The following is a 19,255-nucleotide window of genomic DNA, read 5'->3' on the forward strand; positions in this document are numbered from 1 at the left end:
GCCTCACGGCCCGTCGGATGAGAGATGTCTACGCGAGCACTCTAACCGCCCCCGGGGCCGATCCGTTATTCGTGACCTGCGGCGCAGGGACCCGAACGGGCGGGTTGTGCAGCCGCGGTTTGCCGTGGGAACAGACCAGGTAATCTGTGTCACAGTGCTGCCGCAGGTCGGGATTGTCCGTTTTCGGGCTGCGTCGAACGATCGAATTGGAGACCCTCGTGCCCGAAGTGACCACCCCCTCGACCACCACCGTCGCCGACGACGCCGCCATCGTCGACGCACCGCTGCGCTACCGCAGCGAACGCCCCGACCTGCCGCTCTTCCGACGCCGCCGCGGTGAGAAGTGGACCATCGTGACCGCCGGCGAGTTCGCCGATCAGATCGACGCCACGGCCAAGGGCCTCATCGCGGCCGGTGTCGAGCCCGGTGACCGGGTCGCCATCCTGTCCTCCACCCGCTACGAGTGGACCGTGCTGGACTACGCGATCTGGCGCGCGGGGGCCGCCACGGTCGCGATCTACGAGACGTCGGCGTCGGATCAGGTGAAGTACATCCTCTCCGACTCGGGCACCTCGCTGCTGATCGTGGAGAACGAGGCGATGCGCAGCACGCACGCCGACGTCGTCGACGCCGCCTCGTCGACACTGCGCGAGACCCTCGTGATCGACGACGACATCCTCGGCACCCTCGCGGGCAAGGGCGCCGACATCGGCGACGACGAGCTCGACCGACGTCGGTCGACGCTCACCTCGGACAGCATGGCGACCCTGGTCTACACCTCGGGCACCACCGGCAACCCGAAGGGCGTGGCGCTGACCCACGGCAACTTCCTCGGTGAGTGCGCGAGCGTGCGCGAGACGCTCGGCGACATCATGTCCGAGGGGCGTTCGACCCTGCTGTTCCTCCCGTTGGCGCACATCTTCGCCCGGGTCGTCGCGGTCGGTTCGGTCGAGAGCGGGGTTCTGTTGGGCCACACCAACGACATCGCGAACCTGATCACCGACTTCGAGAAGTTCCAGCCGAGCTACATCCTCTCGGTGCCGCGCGTGTTCGAGAAGGTCTACAACAGCGCGAAGCAGAAGGCCTACGACGGCGGCAAGGGCAAGATCTTCGACCGCGCGGCCGACACCGCCATCGAATACAGCCGCGCACTCGACACGGGCTCGCCCGGCCTGGCCCTGCGCGCCAAGCACAAGGTGTTCGACGCACTGGTCTACGCGAAGTTGCGCGCCGCACTCGGCGGCAAGTGCACCGACGCCATCTCCGGTGGCGCTCCGCTCGGCGACCGACTCGGGCACTTCTTCCGCGGCATCGGGATCCCGGTCTACGAGGGCTACGGCCTGTCGGAGACCGCCGCCGCGGTGACGGTCAACGCGCCGGGCGCACAGCGAGTCGGCACCGTCGGCCGCCCCGTCGCCGGCGCCTCGGTGCGCATCGCCGACGACGGCGAGGTGCTCCTCAAGGGCCCCATGGTGTTCGCCGGTTACTGGCACAACGAGGAGGCGACCCGCGACTCGTTCGACGGCGAGTGGTTCCGTACCGGCGACATCGGCACCCTCACCGACGGCTACCTCGCGATCACCGGCCGCAAGAAGGAACTCATCGTCACCGCCGGTGGCAAGAACGTCTCCCCCGCCCCGCTCGAGGATTCGATCCGCGCCCACCCGCTGGTGAGCCAGTGCCTGGTGGTCGGCGACAACAAGCCGTTCATCGCCGCGCTGATCACCCTCGACGCCGAGGCGGTCCCCGGCTGGCTCGAGCGCAACGGCCTGTCGGCCGACACCTCGATCGCCGACCTGGCGACCAACGAGACACTGCGCGCCGAGATCGACGGAGCGGTGAAGCAGGCCAACGCGAAGGTGTCGAAGGCCGAGGCGATCAAGAAGTTCACCATCCTCGACTCCGACTTCACCATCGAGTCGGGCGAGATCACGCCGACCATGAAGCTCAAGCGCAACGTGATCCACCAGGCCCACGGTGACGCGATCGAGGAGCTCTACGCCAAACGCTGACGCCGTCGCGGGGCGCGGGGGCTGCTCCCCCGCGCCCGTGACCGCCGTCAGCGCGTCAGGAACTCCACCACGAGACGGTTGACGGCCTCGGGCTGCTCGACCTGCAGGAAATGGCCTGCGCCGTCGATCAGTTCGACACGGCTGCCGTCGGGCAGCACGTCGCGTACCGACCCGGCGTAGCCGACCTGCATGCACCCGTCGTCGACACCGTGCAGATACAGCGTCGGCACCGTCGGCGCATGGCGCCACGCGTCGTGCATCTCCCGATACCGCGCGAGCGGGCGGGTCGGACGCGCGAGGGCGCGGTAATACCTCAGGGCCGCACGACGGTGGGCCGTGGTCGGCAGCGCGTCGAAGACGTGGACGAGATCCTCGGCGGCGTCGTGGCCGGGCGACCAGTCGTGCCACAGCCGTGGGATGAGTCGGTCGAGTGAACGTTCGGCGACCCCGGGGATCTGGTTGAACACCATGTACCAGCTCATCCGCGCCTGGCGTAGGAGTCGGCGGGCGACGACCGCCGGTGGCGAGTCGGTGCGCACCATCGCCGGAACCGGTGGCACCGACATCGACACGACCGCCCGGAACGGCGACTTGCGGTAGGCGCCGAGGGCGTTCGCGGTGAGCGCGCCCCAGTCGTGGCCGACGACCACGGCCTCACCGTCGCCGCCGAGAACGCGATGGATGCCGATCACGTCGTGCATGAGGGCACCGATGTGGAAGTCGTCGTCGACGGGCACACCGCTCGGGGCGTATCCCCGGCTGAACGGCGCGACCACGCGGAATCCGCGTTCGGCGAGTGCGGGCCCGAGATGTCGCCACGACCAGGCCGAATCGGGATAGCCGTGGAGCAGCAGCGCCAACGGGCCGTCGGCGGGACCCCATGTCAGGGCCGAGACGGTCAGCTCCGGGAGCTCGACGGAGAGGGTGGACGGTTCAGCGCTCACCTGCGCGAGTCTATTCGCGGTCGGCGCGAGCGACGGCGCACGGCGACAGATCGGCCGTCAGGGCGCTCAGCGCACCGCCTCGACGTGGTCGTGGTGACCGACTGCGGCGCCACGTCGATCGCCGGGACCGGTGAACCGCATCGCGGGGTCGGCCACACGACGGTGCCGCAACGTGAGTACATCGTGGTAGTAGCTCATCCCGAGCTGCCACGGCGACCGGGAACCCGCGCGCGGGAAGGTGTCGATCGACCGCACGATGTAATTGGCCTCGCAGTCGAGCAACGGTCGCTCGTCGACGGAGCTGGGCCGCACCGGCACGAACTGGTCGTGGCCGTGCCTGCGCATGTGGGAGAGCATGCGGCCGAAGTGCTCGCCGACCAGATCGGCCTTGAGCGTCCACGACGCGTTCGTGTACCCGATGGTGAAGACCAGATTCGGTACACCGCTGAGCATCATCCCCTTGTAGGACAACGTGTCCGAGGGGGCGACGTCGCGTCCGTCGACCACGATCTCGATACCGCCGAACGCGAGCATCTGCAGTCCGGTGGCCGTGACGACGACGTCGGCGGGGATGGTCTCGCCCGACCGTGTCGTGATGGCATCCGGCGTCACGCGGTCGATCGTGTCGGTGACGATCGACGCGCTGCCCTCGGCGAGAACGGAGAAGATGTCGCCGTCGGGCGCGAGACACATCCGCTGATCCCACGGGTCGTACTTCGGCGTGAAGTGCTTCTCGAGGTCGAAATCGGCGGGGAGCTGCGCGGCGTTCTCCTTGCGGATGACCGACCGCATGTACCGCGGCCACCGCTGACACATCTGGTAGAGGACGGTGTCGATCAGGACGTTCTTCCACCGGGTCAGCACCGCCGAGCGTCGCGCACCGATCCGTCGCGCGATCTTCTCGTCGAGGTCGTCGTGCCGCGGGAACGCCATCACGTACGTCGGCGAGCGTTGCAGCATCACCACGTGTGCGGCCTTCTCGGTGAGCGCGGGCACCAGGGTGATGGCCGTTGCGCCGCTACCGATCACGACCACACGCTTGCCGGTGTAGTCGAGGTCGGCGGGCCACTGCTGGGGATGCACCACCGGACCCGCGAAGTCGCCGAGTCCCGGGATGTCGGGGGTGTGGCCGGCGTCGTAGCTGTAGTACCCCGTGCAGAGGTAGACGAAGCGACTGGTGACGACCACGGTCTGGTCGTGATGCCGGGCCGTCACCGTCCAGGTGGTCGTCTCACTGTCGAACTCGACGCGGGTCACGCGGTGGGAGAACCGGATTCGTTCGTCGGTGCCGTCGGCGACCGCGGTCTTCTCGATGTAGTCGCGGATGGTGGCCCCGGAGACGATGGAGTCCGAGTCGGTCCACTGGTTGAACCGGTAGCTGAGGCTCTGCATGTCGGAGTCACAGCGCACTCCGGGGTAGCGGAAGAGATCCCAGGTCCCGCCGATGCGATCTCGGGCCTCGAGGACGAGAAGCCTGCCGTTCGGCATCGCCTCCCGGACATGGTGTGCCGCACCCACGCCGGACAGGCCGGCCCCGACGATGATGACGTCGACATCGGTCTCGTTCGCTGTGGTCACACGCGCCCCGCTCTTTCCGCGTCTCGCCGGCGGAGGTCACCGACGCACACTCTCCCAGTGTGTGGGCGGTCACAGGCGGCCCGCAATGGTGAGAACACACAATGAGGCGCCGGTCCCGCTGGCACGGTCGCGGTCGACGCAGGTCAGCGACCCCGCGCGAGGTCGATGTCGTACTGGGAGACCTTCCGATACAGCGTCGCGCGGCTCATCCCCAGTTCCCGGGCGGCCTGCGCCATCGTGGGGGTGCCGTCGGAGAGCACACGGACGATCTCACCCCGTTCGAAGGCCTCGATCCGGGACAGATGCCGGGTGCTGCCGGCCAGGATCTCCGGGGGCAGGGCACCGATGTCGATGACGTCGGCCCGCCCGGCGCAGTCACCCACGACCCGGGTCAGCTGGTCGACGTTGCCGGGCCAGTCGAAACCGCGCAGCGCGCGCCGCGCCGCCGGCGTGAACTCCACGTCGCGACCACGCACCCGTAGCGCGATGTGGCGCGCGAGCGCGGTGATGTCGTCGGGGCGGTCGCGGAGCGTGGGGACGGAGACCACCGTGTCGACGAGTTCGGCGAGCGCGGGCGGGATGTCGGCGAACCGCTCCGCGGTCACCGCGAACGGGAAGGCGTCCGGATGCGGATCGCGGGCGACGAGGTCGCGCAGGCGTTCGGCCACCCAACTGGGCAACATGTCGACGTCGCGCACGATGACCGCGGTGTGGTCTTTCCCGACCTCGGGGGTCCACAGTCCCAGCCAGGTGCTGACGTCGGTCGGCGCCGGCGCCGCGGCGGACAGGATGCGATCGCGCGGGAACGCGTGGCGGGCGGCCTGTGCGAGGGCGGTGGCCCGTCCCGACCCGGGTTCGCCGATCGCGGCGACCACCCGCGCGGCCGACATCGCGGTCTGTGCGGTGCGGACGGCGCCGTTCCATTCCGGTGAGAGATCGTGCACCGTCCCCGATCCGGGTTCCAGGCGTGGCACCTCCACCCGGAAGATCTGTCCTCTCGGGGTCCGTCGCGGGTGTCGTCCGTGCGAGCGGGCCATCATCAGGGCGGTGGTGTTGCTGGCGGCCGAACGCGCCAACGCGAGCAGCAGTTCGCTCGAGGTCCGCGACCAGGTCGTGAGATTGACGCTGCCCTCGAGGCGTCCCGACTCGGGTTCGAGGATCGGGACCGCGGCACAGGTGAACGAGCAGAGGCTCTGCGCGTAGTGCTGGTCGGCGCGGACGAGTGTGGGGACGCGGTCGGCGAGTGCGAGCCCCAGTCCGTTGGTGCCGACCATGCGCTCGGAGTAGGCGAACCCTGGTGCGAGATGGACGTCGTCGAGGGCGCGGAGCAGTCCGCGATCACCGCTGAGTCGACTCAGGACCACCCCGTCGGCGTCGGTGAGCATGAGGCTGACGGGTTCATCGGCGAGGGTCCGGTGCAGATCGGTCAGCACCTCGTTGCCGCACTGGAAGAACAGCGAGCCGAGATCCTCGGTGCCCGTGAACACCGGCTCGACCGCATCCAGCGGGATCCCGTAGTCCTCGCTGCGCTGCCACGAGGCCATGACCCGGCTCGACACCGGCGTCGCATGCGCCAGTTCGGCATGCACCCGGGTCCGTTCCGGTACGCCCTCGTCCACCGTCATCCCTCCGACATCCCCGCACGACATCGACAGCGCCCTCCAGTGTGACGCCGGTTACACACAGTGTCACCCGACGCCGGAGGATGCGGGCATGCGCACGTGTCTCAAAGTGAGACTGCAACGGCGTCGGCAACGTCGCGTCCCGCTCCTAGTGTCGGCCTCACACGTTGTGACAGCAGTCACACGAGAGGGAGAACAGCCATGTATCGCAAGGACGACACCAGCTACTTCATCGTCGACGCCCACGTCGCTCTGTGGGACGCACGGGCGGAGAACCAGCGCAACATCCACGGCAAACAGTTCATCGACTGCTTCTACGACTACCACCGGAACCTGTCGCCGGAGTCGGAGCTGTGGAGCTACGAGGAGTACCTCTACCAGGGCGGCGACCGGCTGATGCACGACCTGTTCGAGGTCGGCCACGTCGACCATGCGATCTTCCAGCCCGCCCATCTCGGCGAGTTCTACTACAAGGGGTTCGGCCAGACCGACGAGGCGTCGGAGCTGGCGGCCGCGCACCCGGACAAACTGACCTACAACCACCATTTCGACCCGCGCAACGGCGAGCAGGGACTGGACCAGCTGCGGCTCGACGCCGAGAAGTACAACCTCAAGGGCGTCAAGCTCTACACGGCCGAATGGCACGGGGAGTCGCGGGGCTACAAGCTCGACGACCCATGGGCCTACCGGTACTTCGAGGCGTGCCGTGAGCTCGGCATCCGCAACATCCATGTCCACAAGGGCCCCACCATCCGACCGCTCGACCGCGACGCGTTCGACGTCGCCGATGTCGACCACGTGGCGTCGGACTTCACCGATCTGAACTTCGTCGTCGAGCACTGCGGACTCCCCCGCCTCGAGGACTTCTGCTGGATCGCCACCCAGGAGCCCAACGTCTACGCGGGCCTCGCCGTGGCCATCCCCTTCATGCACACCCGCCCCAAATACTTCGCGCAGATCATGGGCGAGCTCCTCTACTGGCTGGGCGAGGACCGCATCTTCTTCTCCTCCGACTACGCCCTGTGGACCCCGAAGTGGTTGGTGGAGAGCTTCGTCGACTTCCAGATCCCCGACGAGCTCAGCGAGTACCCGAAGATCACCACCGACCAGAAGAAGAAGGTCCTCGGGCTCAACGCGGCCAAGCTCTACGACATCCCGGTGCCCGCCGAACTGCAGCTGCCCGACGCCGACGAGACCGCAACCGGCCCCCGCGGCGCGGACGAGATGGTCGGTGCATGATGTCGGCTCCCACCCTCGACACCACCCGACACGCCGAGATCCGGCTCGCCCTCGACGCGGTGATCGACCCGGAACTCGACGAACCGATCACCGACCTCGGCTTCGTGCGGTCGATCGACGCCGGCGCCGACGGCGCGGTGGAGGTCCATCTGCGCCTGCCCACCTCGTTCTGCGCGCCGAACTTCGCCTACCTCATGGCATCCGACGCCAAGGACGCCCTCACCGCGTTGCCGTGGACGTCGGTGGTGGTCGTCGAACTCGACGACCACCACGACTCGGAGATCATCAACACCGGGTTGGCCGCCGACGCCGGGTATCGCGGGACATTCCGACACGAGGCGGATTCCGACCTCGACCAGCTGCGCGCCACGTTCGCGCGCAAGGCGCACACCGCGGCGATGGAACGCGCTCTGACCGGACTGCTGCGCGCCGACCCTGAGCGCACCGAGACCCAGCTCGGTGCGGTGCGCCTGGCCGATCTCCCCGACGACGACGCTGCGCGCTCGCTGCGGCGCCGTCGTCGCGCCATCGGTCTCGGCACCGACGCGGACGATCTCGTCCTCGTCGACGCCGACGGGATGAGCTACGCGCCCGACGCGGTGACCCATGCCCTGCGTCGGGCGCGTTCCACCCGCATCTCGATCGAGGGGAACGCCCACTGGTGCAAGGGCCTTCTCGGTACCCGCTACGCCGACGAACCCGCCGACCCGACGTTCGTCCCGCTGACCGCGCTCACCGTGCGTGCGTCCTGACCCACCCCACAGAACCGGAGAGACCATGTCCACGATGCGCGCCGTCCAGGTGGTCGGCTACCACCAGAAACTCGAGATGACCGAGCTCCCGATCCCCGAACCCACGGGTCCGTTCGACGTCGTCGTGAAGATCGGCGGTGCCGGTGTGTGCCGCACCGACCTCCACATCCTCGAGGGACAGTGGGCCGAGAAGTCGGGCGTCACACTGCCGTACACGATCGGCCACGAGAACGCCGGCTGGGTCCACGCGGTCGGCTCCGCGGTCACCCATGTCGCAGAGGGCGACAAGGTGATCCTGCACCCGCTGATCACCTGCGGCCTGTGTCGCGCCTGCCGGTCCGGCGACGACGTGCACTGCGAGGTCAACGCGTTCCCCGGTATCGACACGAACGGCGGCTACGCGGACTACATCAAGACCTCCGCGCGCAGCGTGGTGAGGATCGACGACTCGCTCGAGCCCGCCGACGTCGCGGCCCTCGCCGACGCGGGCCTCACCGCGTATCACGCAGCGGCCAAGGCGGCGCAGCGCCTGACGCCGCGCGACCGCTGCGTCGTGATCGGGGCGGGTGGACTGGGGCACATCGGGATCCAGGTCCTCAAGGCCCTGACCCCCGCGGAGCTGGTGGTCGTCGACCGCAACGAACAGGCCCTCAAGCTCGCCGAGTCCATCGGCGCCGACCGCGGCATCGTCGCCGACGGGACCCAGGTCGAGCAGGTGCTGGAGCTGACCGGTGGCCACGGGGCGGAGGTCGTGATCGATTTCGTCGGCGAGAACGGCACCACCGCAGAGGGACTGGCGATGACACGTCGCGCCGGCGACTACCACATCGTCGGATACGGCGAGAACATCGACGTTCCGTCGATCGATCTCATCTCGGCCGAGAAGAACATCGTGGGCAACCTCGTCGGGTCGTACAACGACCTGTGCGACCTGATGCAGCTGGCCGCGCGCGGGGCGGTGACCCTACACACCGCGAAGTACTCCCTCGACGACTTCCAGAGTGCCATCGACGATCTCGACGCCGGCAACGTCCGCGGCCGGGCCATCCTCACCCCGTGAGGACCCCGATCACCAGCGAGCCCGCCACGTACCGTGGCAGGGAACCGTCCACCATCAGTGCAGGAGAGAATCCGTGATCTTCATCGTCGTCAAGTTCCCCGTGAAGCCCGAGCACGCCGACGCGTGGCCCGAGTTAGTCGCCGACTTCACCGCGGGCACCCGCGGCGAGCAGGGCAACCTGTTCTTCGACTGGGCGCGCAGCCTCGACGACCCGAACGAATACGTGCTGACCGAGGGTTTCGCCGACGACGGCGCCGAGGCACACGTCAACAGCGATCACTTCACGGCCGCCGTTGCCGACCTGCCACAGTATCTTGCCCACACCCCGAAGATCATCAGCGAGAAGATCGGTGCCGACGGCTGGGGCCCGATGGGCGAGATGCAGGTCGACTGACCCGCTCGGCCCACACCCTCCTCAGCCCTGGCCGGTGGGGAGCACGATCATCGAGGCGACGTTGACCCCGACGGGTAGGGACGCACTCCAGCGGACCGACTCGGCGATCGCCGACGCCGGCATGGGTGGGTTCTCGATCGCGAAACGTGCCAACCATTCTCGGGCGTCCGGATCGGACATGTGATCACCGAGCTCACTCTCGGTCATCCCCGGTTCCACCACGCGGACCCGCACCCCGCGAGGCCCGAGTTCCGCGCGGAGGTTGGTGCCGAGGTGGGTCACCGCCGCCTTGGTGGCGGTGTACACCGCGTACCCGGGAAGCACGAGATGCGCTCCGATCGAGCTCGTCACCACCAGATCCGCGGCCCGGCCCGCACCGCCCGCCTCGGTCAGGTCGTCGACGGTGGCGCGAACGGTCGCGAGCACCCCGGCGATGTTCGTCGAGATCATCGTGTCCCACTCCGCGGTGTCGGCGGAGTCGATGGGTGCGGCGAGCATCGACCCGGCGTTGGCGCACACCAGATCGAACGGCACCCCCATCTCGGTGCGAGCGCGTCGGACCGCCTCGGTGACGCCCTGCGTGTCGGTGACGTCGGCGACGACGACCGTGGCCGGCGGGGCCTCGGGGACGGTCTGCGCGATCTGTTCGGCCACGTCGACGAGCCGGTCGCGCCGGCGGCCGACGAGTGCGACGCGGACGCCGGCCTCGGCCAGCGCAAGGGCGGTTGCGGCGCCGATCCCGGATCCGGCGCCGGTGACGAGCGCGACCCGTCCGGTGAGAGTCTGCGATGGGAGTGTGGATGTGTTCGGTGTGGTCATGTCTCGATCGTCGGGGACCCCGGTCGCGCGAGGTAGACCGTGGCACTACCGGGTAGTCGCACTACCTGTCTCGGCATGAGATGGGTCGATAGCATCGGCCCATGACCGACAACCAGCTCGGTGAGTTCCTCCGGGCCCGTCGCGAACGGGTGTCGCCGGCGTCTGTCGGACTGCTCGCCATCGGCCATCGCCGCACGCCCGGGCTGCGTCGCGAGGAGGTCGCCGCGGGAGCGGGCATCAGCATCGACTACCTTATCCGGCTCGAGCGCGGCCGTGATCGACATCCGTCGCCGGCGGTCGTCGATGCGCTCGCCGACGTGCTCGGTCTCGACGCCGACGGACGCGCCCACCTCGCCGACCTCGCCGATCCCCGTGCTGGCGAGGGTGTTCCGCTCGTCGCCGCGGCAACCGCATCGACCCGTGCGCTCATCGACTCCTGGCCGAACCCGACGATCGTCACCAACGGCGTCCTCGACCTGATCGGGGTGAACACCCCGGGCGAACGACTGCACCGCGCCATCGGCCTGCGGATCGGCGACAACATGGCCCGTGCGCTGTTCCTCGATCCCGGCGCCCACGAGATCTACCTCGGATTCGACGACGTCGCCGTCGAGGTCGTCGGGAACCTCCGGGCGATGTCGGCGACGTCGGGCGCGCATCCGGAACTGACCGCACTCGTGGGAGAACTGTCGGTGGCCAGCGACCACTTCGCGCGCCTGTGGGCGCAGGGCGAGGTCCGCGCCAAGTCCGACGGCGTCAAGGTCATCGCCCATCCCGAACACGGTCGTCTCGACCTCCGGTGGTCGACACTGCACGTCGCCGGGTCGCCGGGCGAGATGATCGTGACCTACAGCGCCGAGGCGGGTTCGGAATCCGAACGCGTCCTGGCCACGCTCGGTGAGCCCGCGTCGTCGCCGCGAGATGCGCGACGACGGTGACACGACGCGGGTGACGTCGGATCAGACGGTCTGCAGCAGACGGTCGAGGTTCCGGATGGCACGGCCCATCGACCGCAGCACCCGCATCGACACCGCCATCTGTTCCTCGGTGAGCCCACTCGCGTCGCCGATGCGCATCGAGTTGAGGCGCGAGGCCTCGAGCCACTCCCCCATTCCGGGCTCACGTGCCCACCGCGCCACGCTGCGCGTGTTCGCGAGAGTGGTGCGCAGCCAGTCGATGTCGGTGTCCGGATGGGCGATGACCTCGCACAGTGCGTTCTTGTGCTCGAGGTCGGACACGGTCGCCTCCACATGGGCGATCAAGGCCGCGCTGAACACCTGCTGGCAGGTGCGCACGCTCTGCAGCGTGATGTGGCCGTCGGCGAACACCGGCACCTGCGGGCGGCGCTCGAGACCGTCTGCGGTGCAGTCGATGTGCACCGTGTTCGGCGTGGTGGGGATGATGCCGTCGTCGAGGGTGATGGTGTCGGACCCCACCGACCGCACGCGGCCGAGGCGGACCACACCACGGATGCGGCGCAGCTCGTCGAGCTCGGCCCGCGACACCGTCGCACAGCGGTACATGGTCGGCCGGACCGCGGGATCGAGCCGTAGCAGCTGACCGGTCCGTTCGAGGCGGTCGAAGAGGTCGTCGACGGTCTCGGCCTGGGCCGAGGCCTCGAGCTGGAGTGCGTAGCCGCCGACGGTGCTGTCGAAGAACGCCTCGACCGGCTGGATGTTCAGACGGTCGAGCAACCAGGCATCGCGGGGCACGATCCATCGGATGGCGTCGGGCTCGACACCGCGCCCGAGCAACCACAGACACGCGTCGACACCCGTCTTGCCGCCACCGACCACCACGTACCCGTCGGCGGGGGTGACGATCTCGGGCATCTCGTTCGGCGCCATCCATCGCAGGCCGGGGGCGACGGGGAACGCCGGCGCCCGCATCGACGGGACCGTCACGTTGCTGTACGTCGCGTCGACGACTGTGCGCGCACGGACGTCGTGCCGCTCGCCGGTGAGGACCGAGGTGACGACCCCGTCGGCGAACTCGGTCATCGGGAGGTGGTGGAACCGTCCTGTCGGTGCGAACCGTCGCGTGACGACGTGGTCGAAGTAGGCGACGACCTCCGGTCCCGACGCGAGTTCGTGGTGGCCCGCGTTGGACCCCTCGGTGTCGACACGATCGAGGCCGAGCTTCTCGGAGTTCACGCCGTAGAACGCCGAGGGTTGGTGCAGACGGACGAACGGGTAGGCGCGGGTCCAGTGACCACCGGGGCGGTCGTAGCGGTCGACGAGCGCGACCGTGGCGTCGGTCTCGGTGAGAAGTACGTCGACGAAGGCCAGGCCCATGGCGCCCGCGCCCACCACCAGATAGTCGACCTCGATGCCGTCAGATGTCATCTCTGCGACGCTAATGCCTCATACGGTGCGCGAGGGGGGACTTGAACCCCCACGTCCTCGGACACTGGAACCTAAATCCAGCGCGTCTGCCAATTCCGCCACTCGCGCGTGCTGCACTCCATGGTGTTGCGAGCGTCACGATACCGGTTGACCTGCCCGATTCCGGTCCCGGGTACCGTCGATGCCATGGCACAGGTGAAGCGACGGCACCGACCCGCGCTCATCGCGCTGGTCGTTCTCGCGGCACTCGCCTGCCTCGGACTCGCGTGGTGGCAGTGGACCCGTTTCGAGTCCGGTTCGGGCTCGGGACAGAACCTCGGCTACGCACTGCAGTGGCCCGCGTTCGCGGCGTTCGTCGTCTACGCCTACCGGCGGTTCGTGATGCTGGAGGCCGATCCCGACGAGGTCGCGAAGCTCGCGCCCGGCGCGAAGGGCGCGACCGAGGTCCCGGCGGATCTGCTGCCCGAGCGTCCCTCGGCGCCGTCCCGCGTCATCCCCGACGACGACCTACCGCCCGAGGACCGCGAGCTCGCCGAATACAACCGTTATCTGTCCGCACTCGCACAGCAGGAGAAGAAGTGACCTCACCGCAGCAGTCCGTCTCGGCGAAGCCGACCGCCGAACCGGCACGCATCTCCAGCGCGCTGCTGCGGTACCGGGTGATGGCGTGGGTGACGGGCCTGTGGTTGTTGCTGCTCGTCGTCGAGCTGATCCTCAAGTACGCCTTCAGCGTGGACTCGCTCGATTTCGTTCCCGTCGTACACGGCTGGGTCTACGTCGTCTACCTCGCGATGGCGATCGACCTCGCCATCAAGGTGCGCTGGCCGGTGGGCAAGACGGTGCTGACGCTGATCGCCGGGACCATCCCGTTCCTGTCGTTCTACTTCGAGCACATCCGCACCCGCGAGGTGCGCGCCGTCCTCGCGGCCTGAGCGTCCTCAGCCGGCGAGCGAGCGCAGCGTCGGCAGCAGCCGCGCGAGTGCCCGCGACCGGTGACTCAACCCGTCCTTCTCGGCGGGTGACAGCTGTGCCGCCGTGCGCCCGGCCACCGAACCCGGCGGGGTGAGCTCGTCCTCGTCGGGAACGAAGATCGGGTCGTAACCGAATCCGTTGTCGCCCAGCGGGGTCCGCACGACGTGCCCCCGCCACTCGCCGCGGACCACGGTCTGCGCACCCTGCGGGGTGACCAGCGCGCAGGCCGAGACGAAGGCCCCGCCGCGGCGACCGTCAGGGACGTCGCCCATCTGTCCGAGCAGCAGCTGCAGGTTCGCGTCGTCGTCGCCGTGACGACCGGCCCAGCGAGCCGACAGCACACCGGGCATGCCGTTGAGCGCGTCGACCTCGAGTCCGGAGTCGTCGGCGAGACACGCCAGACCCGTTGCGGCGCACCCGTCGACCGCCTTCGCCAGAGCGTTCTCCTCGAAGGTCGCGCCGATCTCGGGAGCCTCGGGGAACGGGGGCACCTCGTCGAGACCGACGACGGTGACGCCGTCGATCCCCTCGGTCGCGACCAGTCGGCGCAGTTCGGTCAGCTTCTTCGCGTTGCGGCTCGCGAGCAGCAGGGTCGTCGGCATGGCGATCGTGCTCAGTCGGCCGTGCGCAGAGGCGTGTCGAGCGCCTCGCGCTGGGCCTTGAAGAGTCGCGTCGTGCCCAGAGCGGCCAGATCGAGCATCTTCTCCAGCGTCGGGCGGGCGAACGTCGCGCCCTCGCCGGTGCCCTGGATCTCGACCAGCGGGCCGGCGTCGGTCGCGACGACGTTCATGTCGACCTCGGCGCGCGAGTCCTCCTCGTACGGGAGATCGAGGCGTACGCGGCCGTCGACGACACCGACGCTCACCGCGGCGATGGCGCACGAGATCGGTTGGGGGTCGGCGAGCTTGCCGCGTTCGTTCAGGAACGCGACGGCGTCGACGAGTGCGACATAGGCGCCGGTGATGGCCGCGGTCCGGGTACCTCCGTCGGCCTGTAGCACGTCACAGTCGAGCGCGATGGTGTTCTCGCCCAATGCCGCCAGGTCGATGCACGCCCGGAGCGAGCGGCCGATGAGCCGACTGATCTCCTGGGTGCGTCCGCCGACCTTGCCCTTGACCGATTCACGCTGCGAACGGGTGTGGGTCGCGGCGGGCAGCATCGCGTACTCGGCGGTGAGCCATCCCAGTCCCGAACCGCGGCGCCACCGCGGAACGCCCTCCTCGACACTGGCGGTACACATCACCCGGGTCTGCCCGAACTCCACCAACACCGAACCGGCCGGATGGTCGGTGAAGCCGCGGGTGATGCGCACGGGGCGCATCTCGTCGTCTGCTCTGCCGTCTGCGCGTCTGCTCACGCACCAACTCTAACGACCCGGCAACCCGCGGTACGGCCGACCGCGCAAACGTTCCCCGGGTCGATCACACCGCGGGGCCACGCCCCCGTCACTCGATGTCGACGACGAGTCCCGGATGGGCGACGCTGATGGGCCCGGAGTACGCCGCACGAGCCTCGTCGAGGACGTCCTCGACCGGCGTCCACGGCGGGATGTGGGTCAGGATCAGTGATTTCACGCCGGCGCGGGTGGCCATCTCGCCCGCCTCGGTCCCCGACAGGTGCAGACCCGGTGGCCGTTCGCCGGGCGCGTGGGTCCACGACGCCTCGCACAGGAACACATCGGCGTCGCGGGCGAGCGCGACCAGCTCGTCGCACACGGCGGTGTCGCCGCTGAACGCCAGCACCCGTCCGCCGGGCTCGCTGATCCGCAGCCCGTAGGTCTCGGGCGGATGGGATACACGGGTGGGGATCACCGTCATCCCGCCGATCTTCACCGGCTCGCCCTCCACCCAGTCGTGGGTCTCGAAGGTGTCGGTGATGTCGTCGATCTGTCCGGGGTACTCCGAGGAGGCCGCACCGATCCGGGTGGCCGTGCCGGAGGGACCGTAGAGCGGTGCACGCACCGTGGCGGGCACCGGATGGTAGCGACGCCAGACCAACATCCCGGGCAGATCGAGACAGTGATCGGCGTGGAGATGGCTGAGCATCACCGCCACCTCGTTGGGGTCGACGCGCTCCTGGAGGGCTCCGAGCACCCCCGGTCCGAAGTCGAGGACGACGGGCTGTTGATCGGGCACCGTCAGCAGATAACCGGACGCCGGAGCACCGGGCCCGACCACACTGCCCGAGCTCCCCAGGACGGTCAAACGCATGTCGCCCACTGTGCCACGTGATGCGGCACACAGCATCGACGATGGTGTTTTACGCGTGTTGGATGGCGCCGATCGCGGGACCGAGGAACCGTGTGGACAGCCGCGCGAACGACACCGGGTCGCCGGTGGCGCGGAACGTCCGCTGTGCGGTGCGGTCGGTGTGCGGGTGCAGCAGGTCGCGCTGGGTCAGCACCCGCAGAACGTCCTTGGCCGTCTCCTCGGCGCTGGAGACGAGCGTGACGTCGTCGCCCATCGCGAGTTGGATGACCCCCGAGAGCAACGGGTAGTGCGTGCAGCCGAGGACGACGGTGTCGACGCGCGCCTGCTGCAGCGGTTCGAGGTAGCCCTCGGCGAGGCCGAGGATCTGGCGTCCCGAGGTGATCCCGCGTTCGACGAAGTCGACGAAGCGCGGACAGGCGACCGAGGTGATCTCGAGGTCGGTGGCCGCGGCGAACGCGTCGTCGTAGGCGCGCGAGGTGACCGTCGCCGAGGTGCCGATGACCCCGATCCGCCCCGAGCGCGTGGTGTTCACCGCGCGGCGCACCGCGGGCAGGATCACCTCGATCACCGGGATCGGGTAGCGCTCGCGGGCGTCGCGGAGGCATGCCGACGACGCGGTGTTGCAGGCGATGACGAGTGCCTTCACACCGTGGTCGACGAGGTCGTCGGCGATGGCGAGGGCGTGGGCGCGGATGTCGGGGATCCGCAGCGGTCCGTAGGGACCGTTGCCGGTGTCGCCGACGTAGAGGATGTCCTCGTCGGGGAGCTGATCGACGATGGCGCGCGCCACCGTGAGTCCGCCGACCCCGGAGTCGAAGATGCCGATCGGCGCGGTCTGCGAGGAGTCCGCGGCACTCGGATCGGACTGTGTCACCGAGGTGTGGTCCCGCCGTACAGCGGCGCGGCGGGCGTCGAACGGGAGCGTCGGCGGTCGCGTCCGGCGAGCATCGACGCGGCCAACACCCCACCGACGGCGCCGAACAGGTGTGCCTGCCAGGAGATCTGCGGTTGGGTCGGCAGCACACCCCACAGCACCGATCCGTAGACCAGCGCGAGCACGACGCCCAGGACGATCTGCAGTGGCGACCGGTTGAACAGCCCGCGGACGAGGAGGAACGCGAGCCAGCCGAAGATGATGCCCGAGGCGCCGATGGTCGAGACATGGGCGGGACCGAACAACCACACTCCGAAGCCGGAGACGATCCAGACGATCGCGGTGGTGATCACGAACCGGCGTGCGAGCAGCAGCAGGAAGCCGAGCACGGCCCCCACCGTGGCATTCGAGGTGAGATGGTCGAACCCCGCGTGCAGGAACGGCGACCACACGATGCCGGCGAGCCCGTCGGTCTCGCGCGGCACGATCCCGTCGTCGTCGAGTCGCAGATTCGTGGCGGAGTCGATCGCCTCGACGAGGTTGAGCACCCCGATGACCACGACCATCACCACCGCCGACCGGACCCAGAGGGCACGATCGTGGATCGGACCCGACCGGCGGGAGTCCGGTGTCCCGATCGGTCCGACCGGCGTCGGCGCGCTCATGAGGCGATCACCCACCCGAGGTTACCGGCGTCCGGGCCGCGCGACGAGATGTCCCGCGCGCGAGGTCACCGACGCGACGCCGAGGGCACCGTGTCGGCGAAGGTCGGGATCGTCGCCACCGCCGTCGCCGCCAGCACCGCGTTGACGATCGCCCGCCGCACCACGACCGCGGCCGCCTCGGCGAGCACGGCGACCGCCGCGACATCGGGGTTCATGCCGGTCGGCACCGCCGCGGCCCGCACGGTCTCGACCGTCCCGGTGGACACCGCGAAGACGGTGTCGCCGTCGAGGGGCGAGTGGGCCGGACGGACCGCGTGGGCGATGCCGTCGTGGGCAGCCATGGCGATCCGTCGCGTCGACGCCGGGTCGAGGCGGGCGTCGGTGGCCACCACGCCGATGGTCGTGTTGAGCACCGTCGCCTTGGCGCGCAGTGCCCGGTAGGCCTCGAGGTCCTGCGGGGACACGGGCCCCAACCCGAAATAGTCGAGATCGGCCGGGCCGCACCCCCACGGCAGACCGGTGTCGGGGTCGATGACATCGCCGACCGGGTTGGCCACCATCAGCGCCGCGATCGTCACGCCGGGTGCCGCCGGGTGGTCGAGCACCACCGACGCCGTCCCGACCCCGCCCTTGAGCACACCGGCCCGCGCACCCGCACCGCCGCCGACGGAACCCGACACGATGTCGGTGCTCGCCGCCGCGACCGCCGCGGCACCCATGGCCGCATCCGGGCGACAGGTCCAGCCCCCGACCGGCAGGTCGAAGACGACCGCCGCGGGCACGATCGGCACGACGTCGCCGAAGCCGTTCATCGGCAGCCCCACGCCCGCCTCGCCGAGTGCGGCCATCACGCCGTCGGCGGCGGCCAGTCCGTAGGCACTGCCACCCGACAGGACGATCGCGTGGGCGGTCTGCACCGTGTTCGCCGGGTCGAGCAGGTCGGTCTCGCGTGTGCCGGGACCACCTCCGCGGACGTCGACGGCGGCCACCGCACCGATGGGGAGCCTCACGACGGTGGTGCCCGTGGCCCACCCTGCACCCGGCGTCTCCTCGGTCGCGACCGTCACGTCGTCGTCGATCCGGTGGGCCTGGCCGACCGTGACACCGGCGACGTCGCCGAGGGAGTCACGCGGCCCGGGCACCCACCGTCGGCGTCGGTCGTCCGCCCCGGTCACCACCGCACCCGTCATTTCCCCATGAGGGCGACGACCAGCAGTTCCTGGACCACCGTGAGCCAGTGGTAGACGTCGAGATGGGCGGCCTGGGGGTCGTCGGGCGGGAGCTGGTCGGGGGTGTGCTCGGTGACGCCGAGCATGGCGCCGAGGGCGAGTCGCACGTCATTGACCGCGGTGAGCCACTGTTCGGCCTGGGCCGGGGTCAGCGACACGTCGCCCCCTCCGGGCGGCAACGTGTCGAGCACGACCTGCGCCGCCGACATCTTGGTGGCGATGATGTGCGGTTCGTGCACGCTGCGCAGCGCCCCGTTGAGATCGCCGGTCACGGTGTCGGCGACGAGTTCTCGATCCTGGTCGGGTCGGTGGAAGTCGGGCAGCAGGCGGCCGAGCGTGGCGTCGTCAGGGGGTGCGGAATGTCCGGTCTCGATGCCGGTGAGCGCCGACAGGTCGTCGGTCGGTGCGCTCTGCGATCGCTCGTCGAGCAATTCGGTCATCGATCCGACGAGGGAGGCGATCAACTCGCTCTCGTGTGCGTCGAGTCGGGCGGTGATGCGCTGCGAACCACCACGTCCGCGACGTCTCCAGTTCTGCACC

At 69.4% G+C, this 19,255-nt stretch carries 20 protein-coding genes and 1 tRNA gene; 8 read left to right on the forward strand and 13 right to left on the reverse strand.

Translation table 11 applies throughout. The features are described from left to right. Positions 1-218 precede the first annotated feature (218 nt). On the forward strand, positions 219-2,012 hold the full coding sequence (locus ASG12_RS11375; RefSeq protein ID WP_055789620.1) for an AMP-dependent synthetase/ligase: 1,794 nt from the start codon (positions 219-221) through the stop codon (positions 2,010-2,012). Between the two features lie 47 nt (positions 2,013-2,059). On the opposite strand, the gene ASG12_RS11380 is transcribed toward ASG12_RS11375, so the two are convergent. From ASG12_RS11380 to ASG12_RS11390, 3 genes are all read right to left on the reverse strand, one after another. Next, a complete protein-coding gene (locus ASG12_RS11380) occupies positions 2,060-2,956 on the reverse strand; it encodes an alpha/beta hydrolase (protein ID WP_055789254.1) in 897 nt (298 codons plus the stop codon). A gap of 66 nt (positions 2,957-3,022) precedes the next feature. Beyond that, the gene (locus ASG12_RS11385) at positions 3,023-4,534 is read right to left on the reverse strand and encodes a flavin-containing monooxygenase (protein WP_055789257.1); all 1,512 of its coding nucleotides are present in this window, start codon (positions 4,532-4,534) and stop codon (positions 3,023-3,025) included. A gap of 143 nt (positions 4,535-4,677) precedes the next feature. Next, positions 4,678-6,159: a GAF domain-containing protein gene (locus ASG12_RS11390; RefSeq protein WP_055789260.1), complete on the reverse strand. Its 1,482-nt coding sequence runs from the start codon at positions 6,157-6,159 to the stop codon at positions 4,678-4,680. A gap of 198 nt (positions 6,160-6,357) precedes the next feature. Between ASG12_RS11390 and ASG12_RS11395 the strand changes: the two genes are divergently transcribed. The 4 genes from ASG12_RS11395 to ASG12_RS11410 all read left to right on the forward strand — a co-directional run bounded on the left by ASG12_RS11395 (position 6,358) and on the right by ASG12_RS11410 (position 9,601). Next, complete coding sequence (locus ASG12_RS11395; protein WP_055789264.1) at positions 6,358-7,395, forward strand: amidohydrolase family protein; 1,038 nt, start codon at positions 6,358-6,360, stop codon at positions 7,393-7,395. Next, the gene (locus ASG12_RS11400; RefSeq protein ID WP_235456572.1) at positions 7,392-8,147 is read left to right on the forward strand and encodes an iron-sulfur cluster assembly protein; all 756 of its coding nucleotides are present in this window, start codon (positions 7,392-7,394) and stop codon (positions 8,145-8,147) included. The genes ASG12_RS11395 and ASG12_RS11400 overlap by 4 nt, the downstream gene beginning before the upstream one ends. 34 nt (positions 8,148-8,181) lie before the next feature. After that, positions 8,182-9,207, forward strand: a complete 1,026-nt coding sequence (locus tag ASG12_RS11405) for an NAD(P)-dependent alcohol dehydrogenase (RefSeq protein WP_055789622.1) — start codon at positions 8,182-8,184, stop codon at positions 9,205-9,207. 73 nt (positions 9,208-9,280) lie between these two features. Further along, entirely contained in the window at positions 9,281-9,601 is a 321-nt protein-coding gene (locus tag ASG12_RS11410) for a putative quinol monooxygenase (RefSeq protein ID WP_055789269.1), read from the forward strand. 21 nt (positions 9,602-9,622) lie between these two features. Here the strand turns inward: ASG12_RS11410 and ASG12_RS11415 are convergent, their stop codons facing one another. Further along, positions 9,623-10,420 carry an SDR family oxidoreductase gene (locus ASG12_RS11415; RefSeq protein WP_055789271.1) on the reverse strand — a complete coding sequence of 266 codons (798 nt, stop codon included), beginning with the start codon at positions 10,418-10,420 and terminating at the stop codon, positions 9,623-9,625. A 101-nt stretch (positions 10,421-10,521) separates the two neighbouring features. Between ASG12_RS11415 and ASG12_RS11420 the strand changes: the two genes are divergently transcribed. Further along, positions 10,522-11,358 carry a helix-turn-helix transcriptional regulator gene (locus ASG12_RS11420; protein ID WP_055789273.1) on the forward strand — a complete coding sequence of 279 codons (837 nt, stop codon included), beginning with the start codon at positions 10,522-10,524 and terminating at the stop codon, positions 11,356-11,358. A 21-nt stretch (positions 11,359-11,379) separates the two neighbouring features. Here ASG12_RS11420 and ASG12_RS11425 read toward each other — a convergent pair whose 3' ends face one another. Together ASG12_RS11425 and ASG12_RS11430 are read right to left on the reverse strand one after the other, a co-directional pair. Beyond that, entirely contained in the window at positions 11,380-12,765 is a 1,386-nt protein-coding gene (locus ASG12_RS11425; RefSeq protein WP_055789275.1) for a hypothetical protein, read from the reverse strand. A gap of 26 nt (positions 12,766-12,791) precedes the next feature. After that, a tRNA-Leu gene (locus ASG12_RS11430) sits at positions 12,792-12,873 on the reverse strand. 78 nt (positions 12,874-12,951) lie between these two features. Here ASG12_RS11430 and ASG12_RS11435 point away from each other — a divergent pair. Both ASG12_RS11435 and ASG12_RS11440 read left to right on the forward strand, forming a co-directional pair. Next, positions 12,952-13,347, forward strand: a complete 396-nt coding sequence (locus ASG12_RS11435; protein WP_055789624.1) for a hypothetical protein — start codon at positions 12,952-12,954, stop codon at positions 13,345-13,347. Beyond that, positions 13,344-13,697: a DUF3817 domain-containing protein gene (locus tag ASG12_RS11440; protein ID WP_055789278.1), complete on the forward strand. Its 354-nt coding sequence runs from the start codon at positions 13,344-13,346 to the stop codon at positions 13,695-13,697. The genes ASG12_RS11435 and ASG12_RS11440 overlap by 4 nt, the downstream gene beginning before the upstream one ends. 6 nt (positions 13,698-13,703) lie before the next feature. Here ASG12_RS11440 and ASG12_RS11445 read toward each other — a convergent pair whose 3' ends face one another. From ASG12_RS11445 to aosR, 7 genes are all read right to left on the reverse strand, one after another. Further along, a complete protein-coding gene (locus tag ASG12_RS11445) occupies positions 13,704-14,339 on the reverse strand; it encodes a non-canonical purine NTP pyrophosphatase (protein ID WP_055789280.1) in 636 nt (211 codons plus the stop codon). An 11-nt stretch (positions 14,340-14,350) separates the two neighbouring features. Then, entirely contained in the window at positions 14,351-15,094 is a 744-nt protein-coding gene (gene rph / locus ASG12_RS11450) for a ribonuclease PH (RefSeq protein ID WP_055789283.1), read from the reverse strand. An 88-nt stretch (positions 15,095-15,182) separates the two neighbouring features. Beyond that, complete coding sequence (locus tag ASG12_RS11455; RefSeq protein ID WP_055789628.1) at positions 15,183-15,947, reverse strand: cyclic nucleotide-degrading phosphodiesterase; 765 nt, start codon at positions 15,945-15,947, stop codon at positions 15,183-15,185. Positions 15,948-15,996: 49 nt separating this feature from the next. Continuing rightward, positions 15,997-16,821: a glutamate racemase gene (murI, locus tag ASG12_RS11460; protein WP_055789285.1), complete on the reverse strand. Its 825-nt coding sequence runs from the start codon at positions 16,819-16,821 to the stop codon at positions 15,997-15,999. Beyond that, positions 16,818-17,486 (reverse strand): rhomboid family intramembrane serine protease, encoded by a 669-nt coding sequence (locus tag ASG12_RS11465; protein ID WP_055789630.1) that lies wholly within the window; start codon positions 17,484-17,486, stop codon positions 16,818-16,820. The genes murI and ASG12_RS11465 overlap by 4 nt, the downstream gene beginning before the upstream one ends. A gap of 65 nt (positions 17,487-17,551) precedes the next feature. Next, positions 17,552-18,661 (reverse strand): P1 family peptidase, encoded by a 1,110-nt coding sequence (locus ASG12_RS11470; protein ID WP_235456588.1) that lies wholly within the window; start codon positions 18,659-18,661, stop codon positions 17,552-17,554. Between the two features lie 11 nt (positions 18,662-18,672). After that, positions 18,673-19,254, reverse strand: coding sequence for an oxidative stress transcriptional regulator AosR (aosR, locus tag ASG12_RS11475; RefSeq protein WP_045822319.1), 582 nt, complete (start codon positions 19,252-19,254; stop codon positions 18,673-18,675). Position 19,255: the final 1 nt, after the last annotated feature.

The organism is Williamsia sp. Leaf354, from assembly GCF_001424365.1.
In the GTDB taxonomy this organism is placed as follows: domain Bacteria; phylum Actinomycetota; class Actinomycetes; order Mycobacteriales; family Mycobacteriaceae; genus Williamsia_A.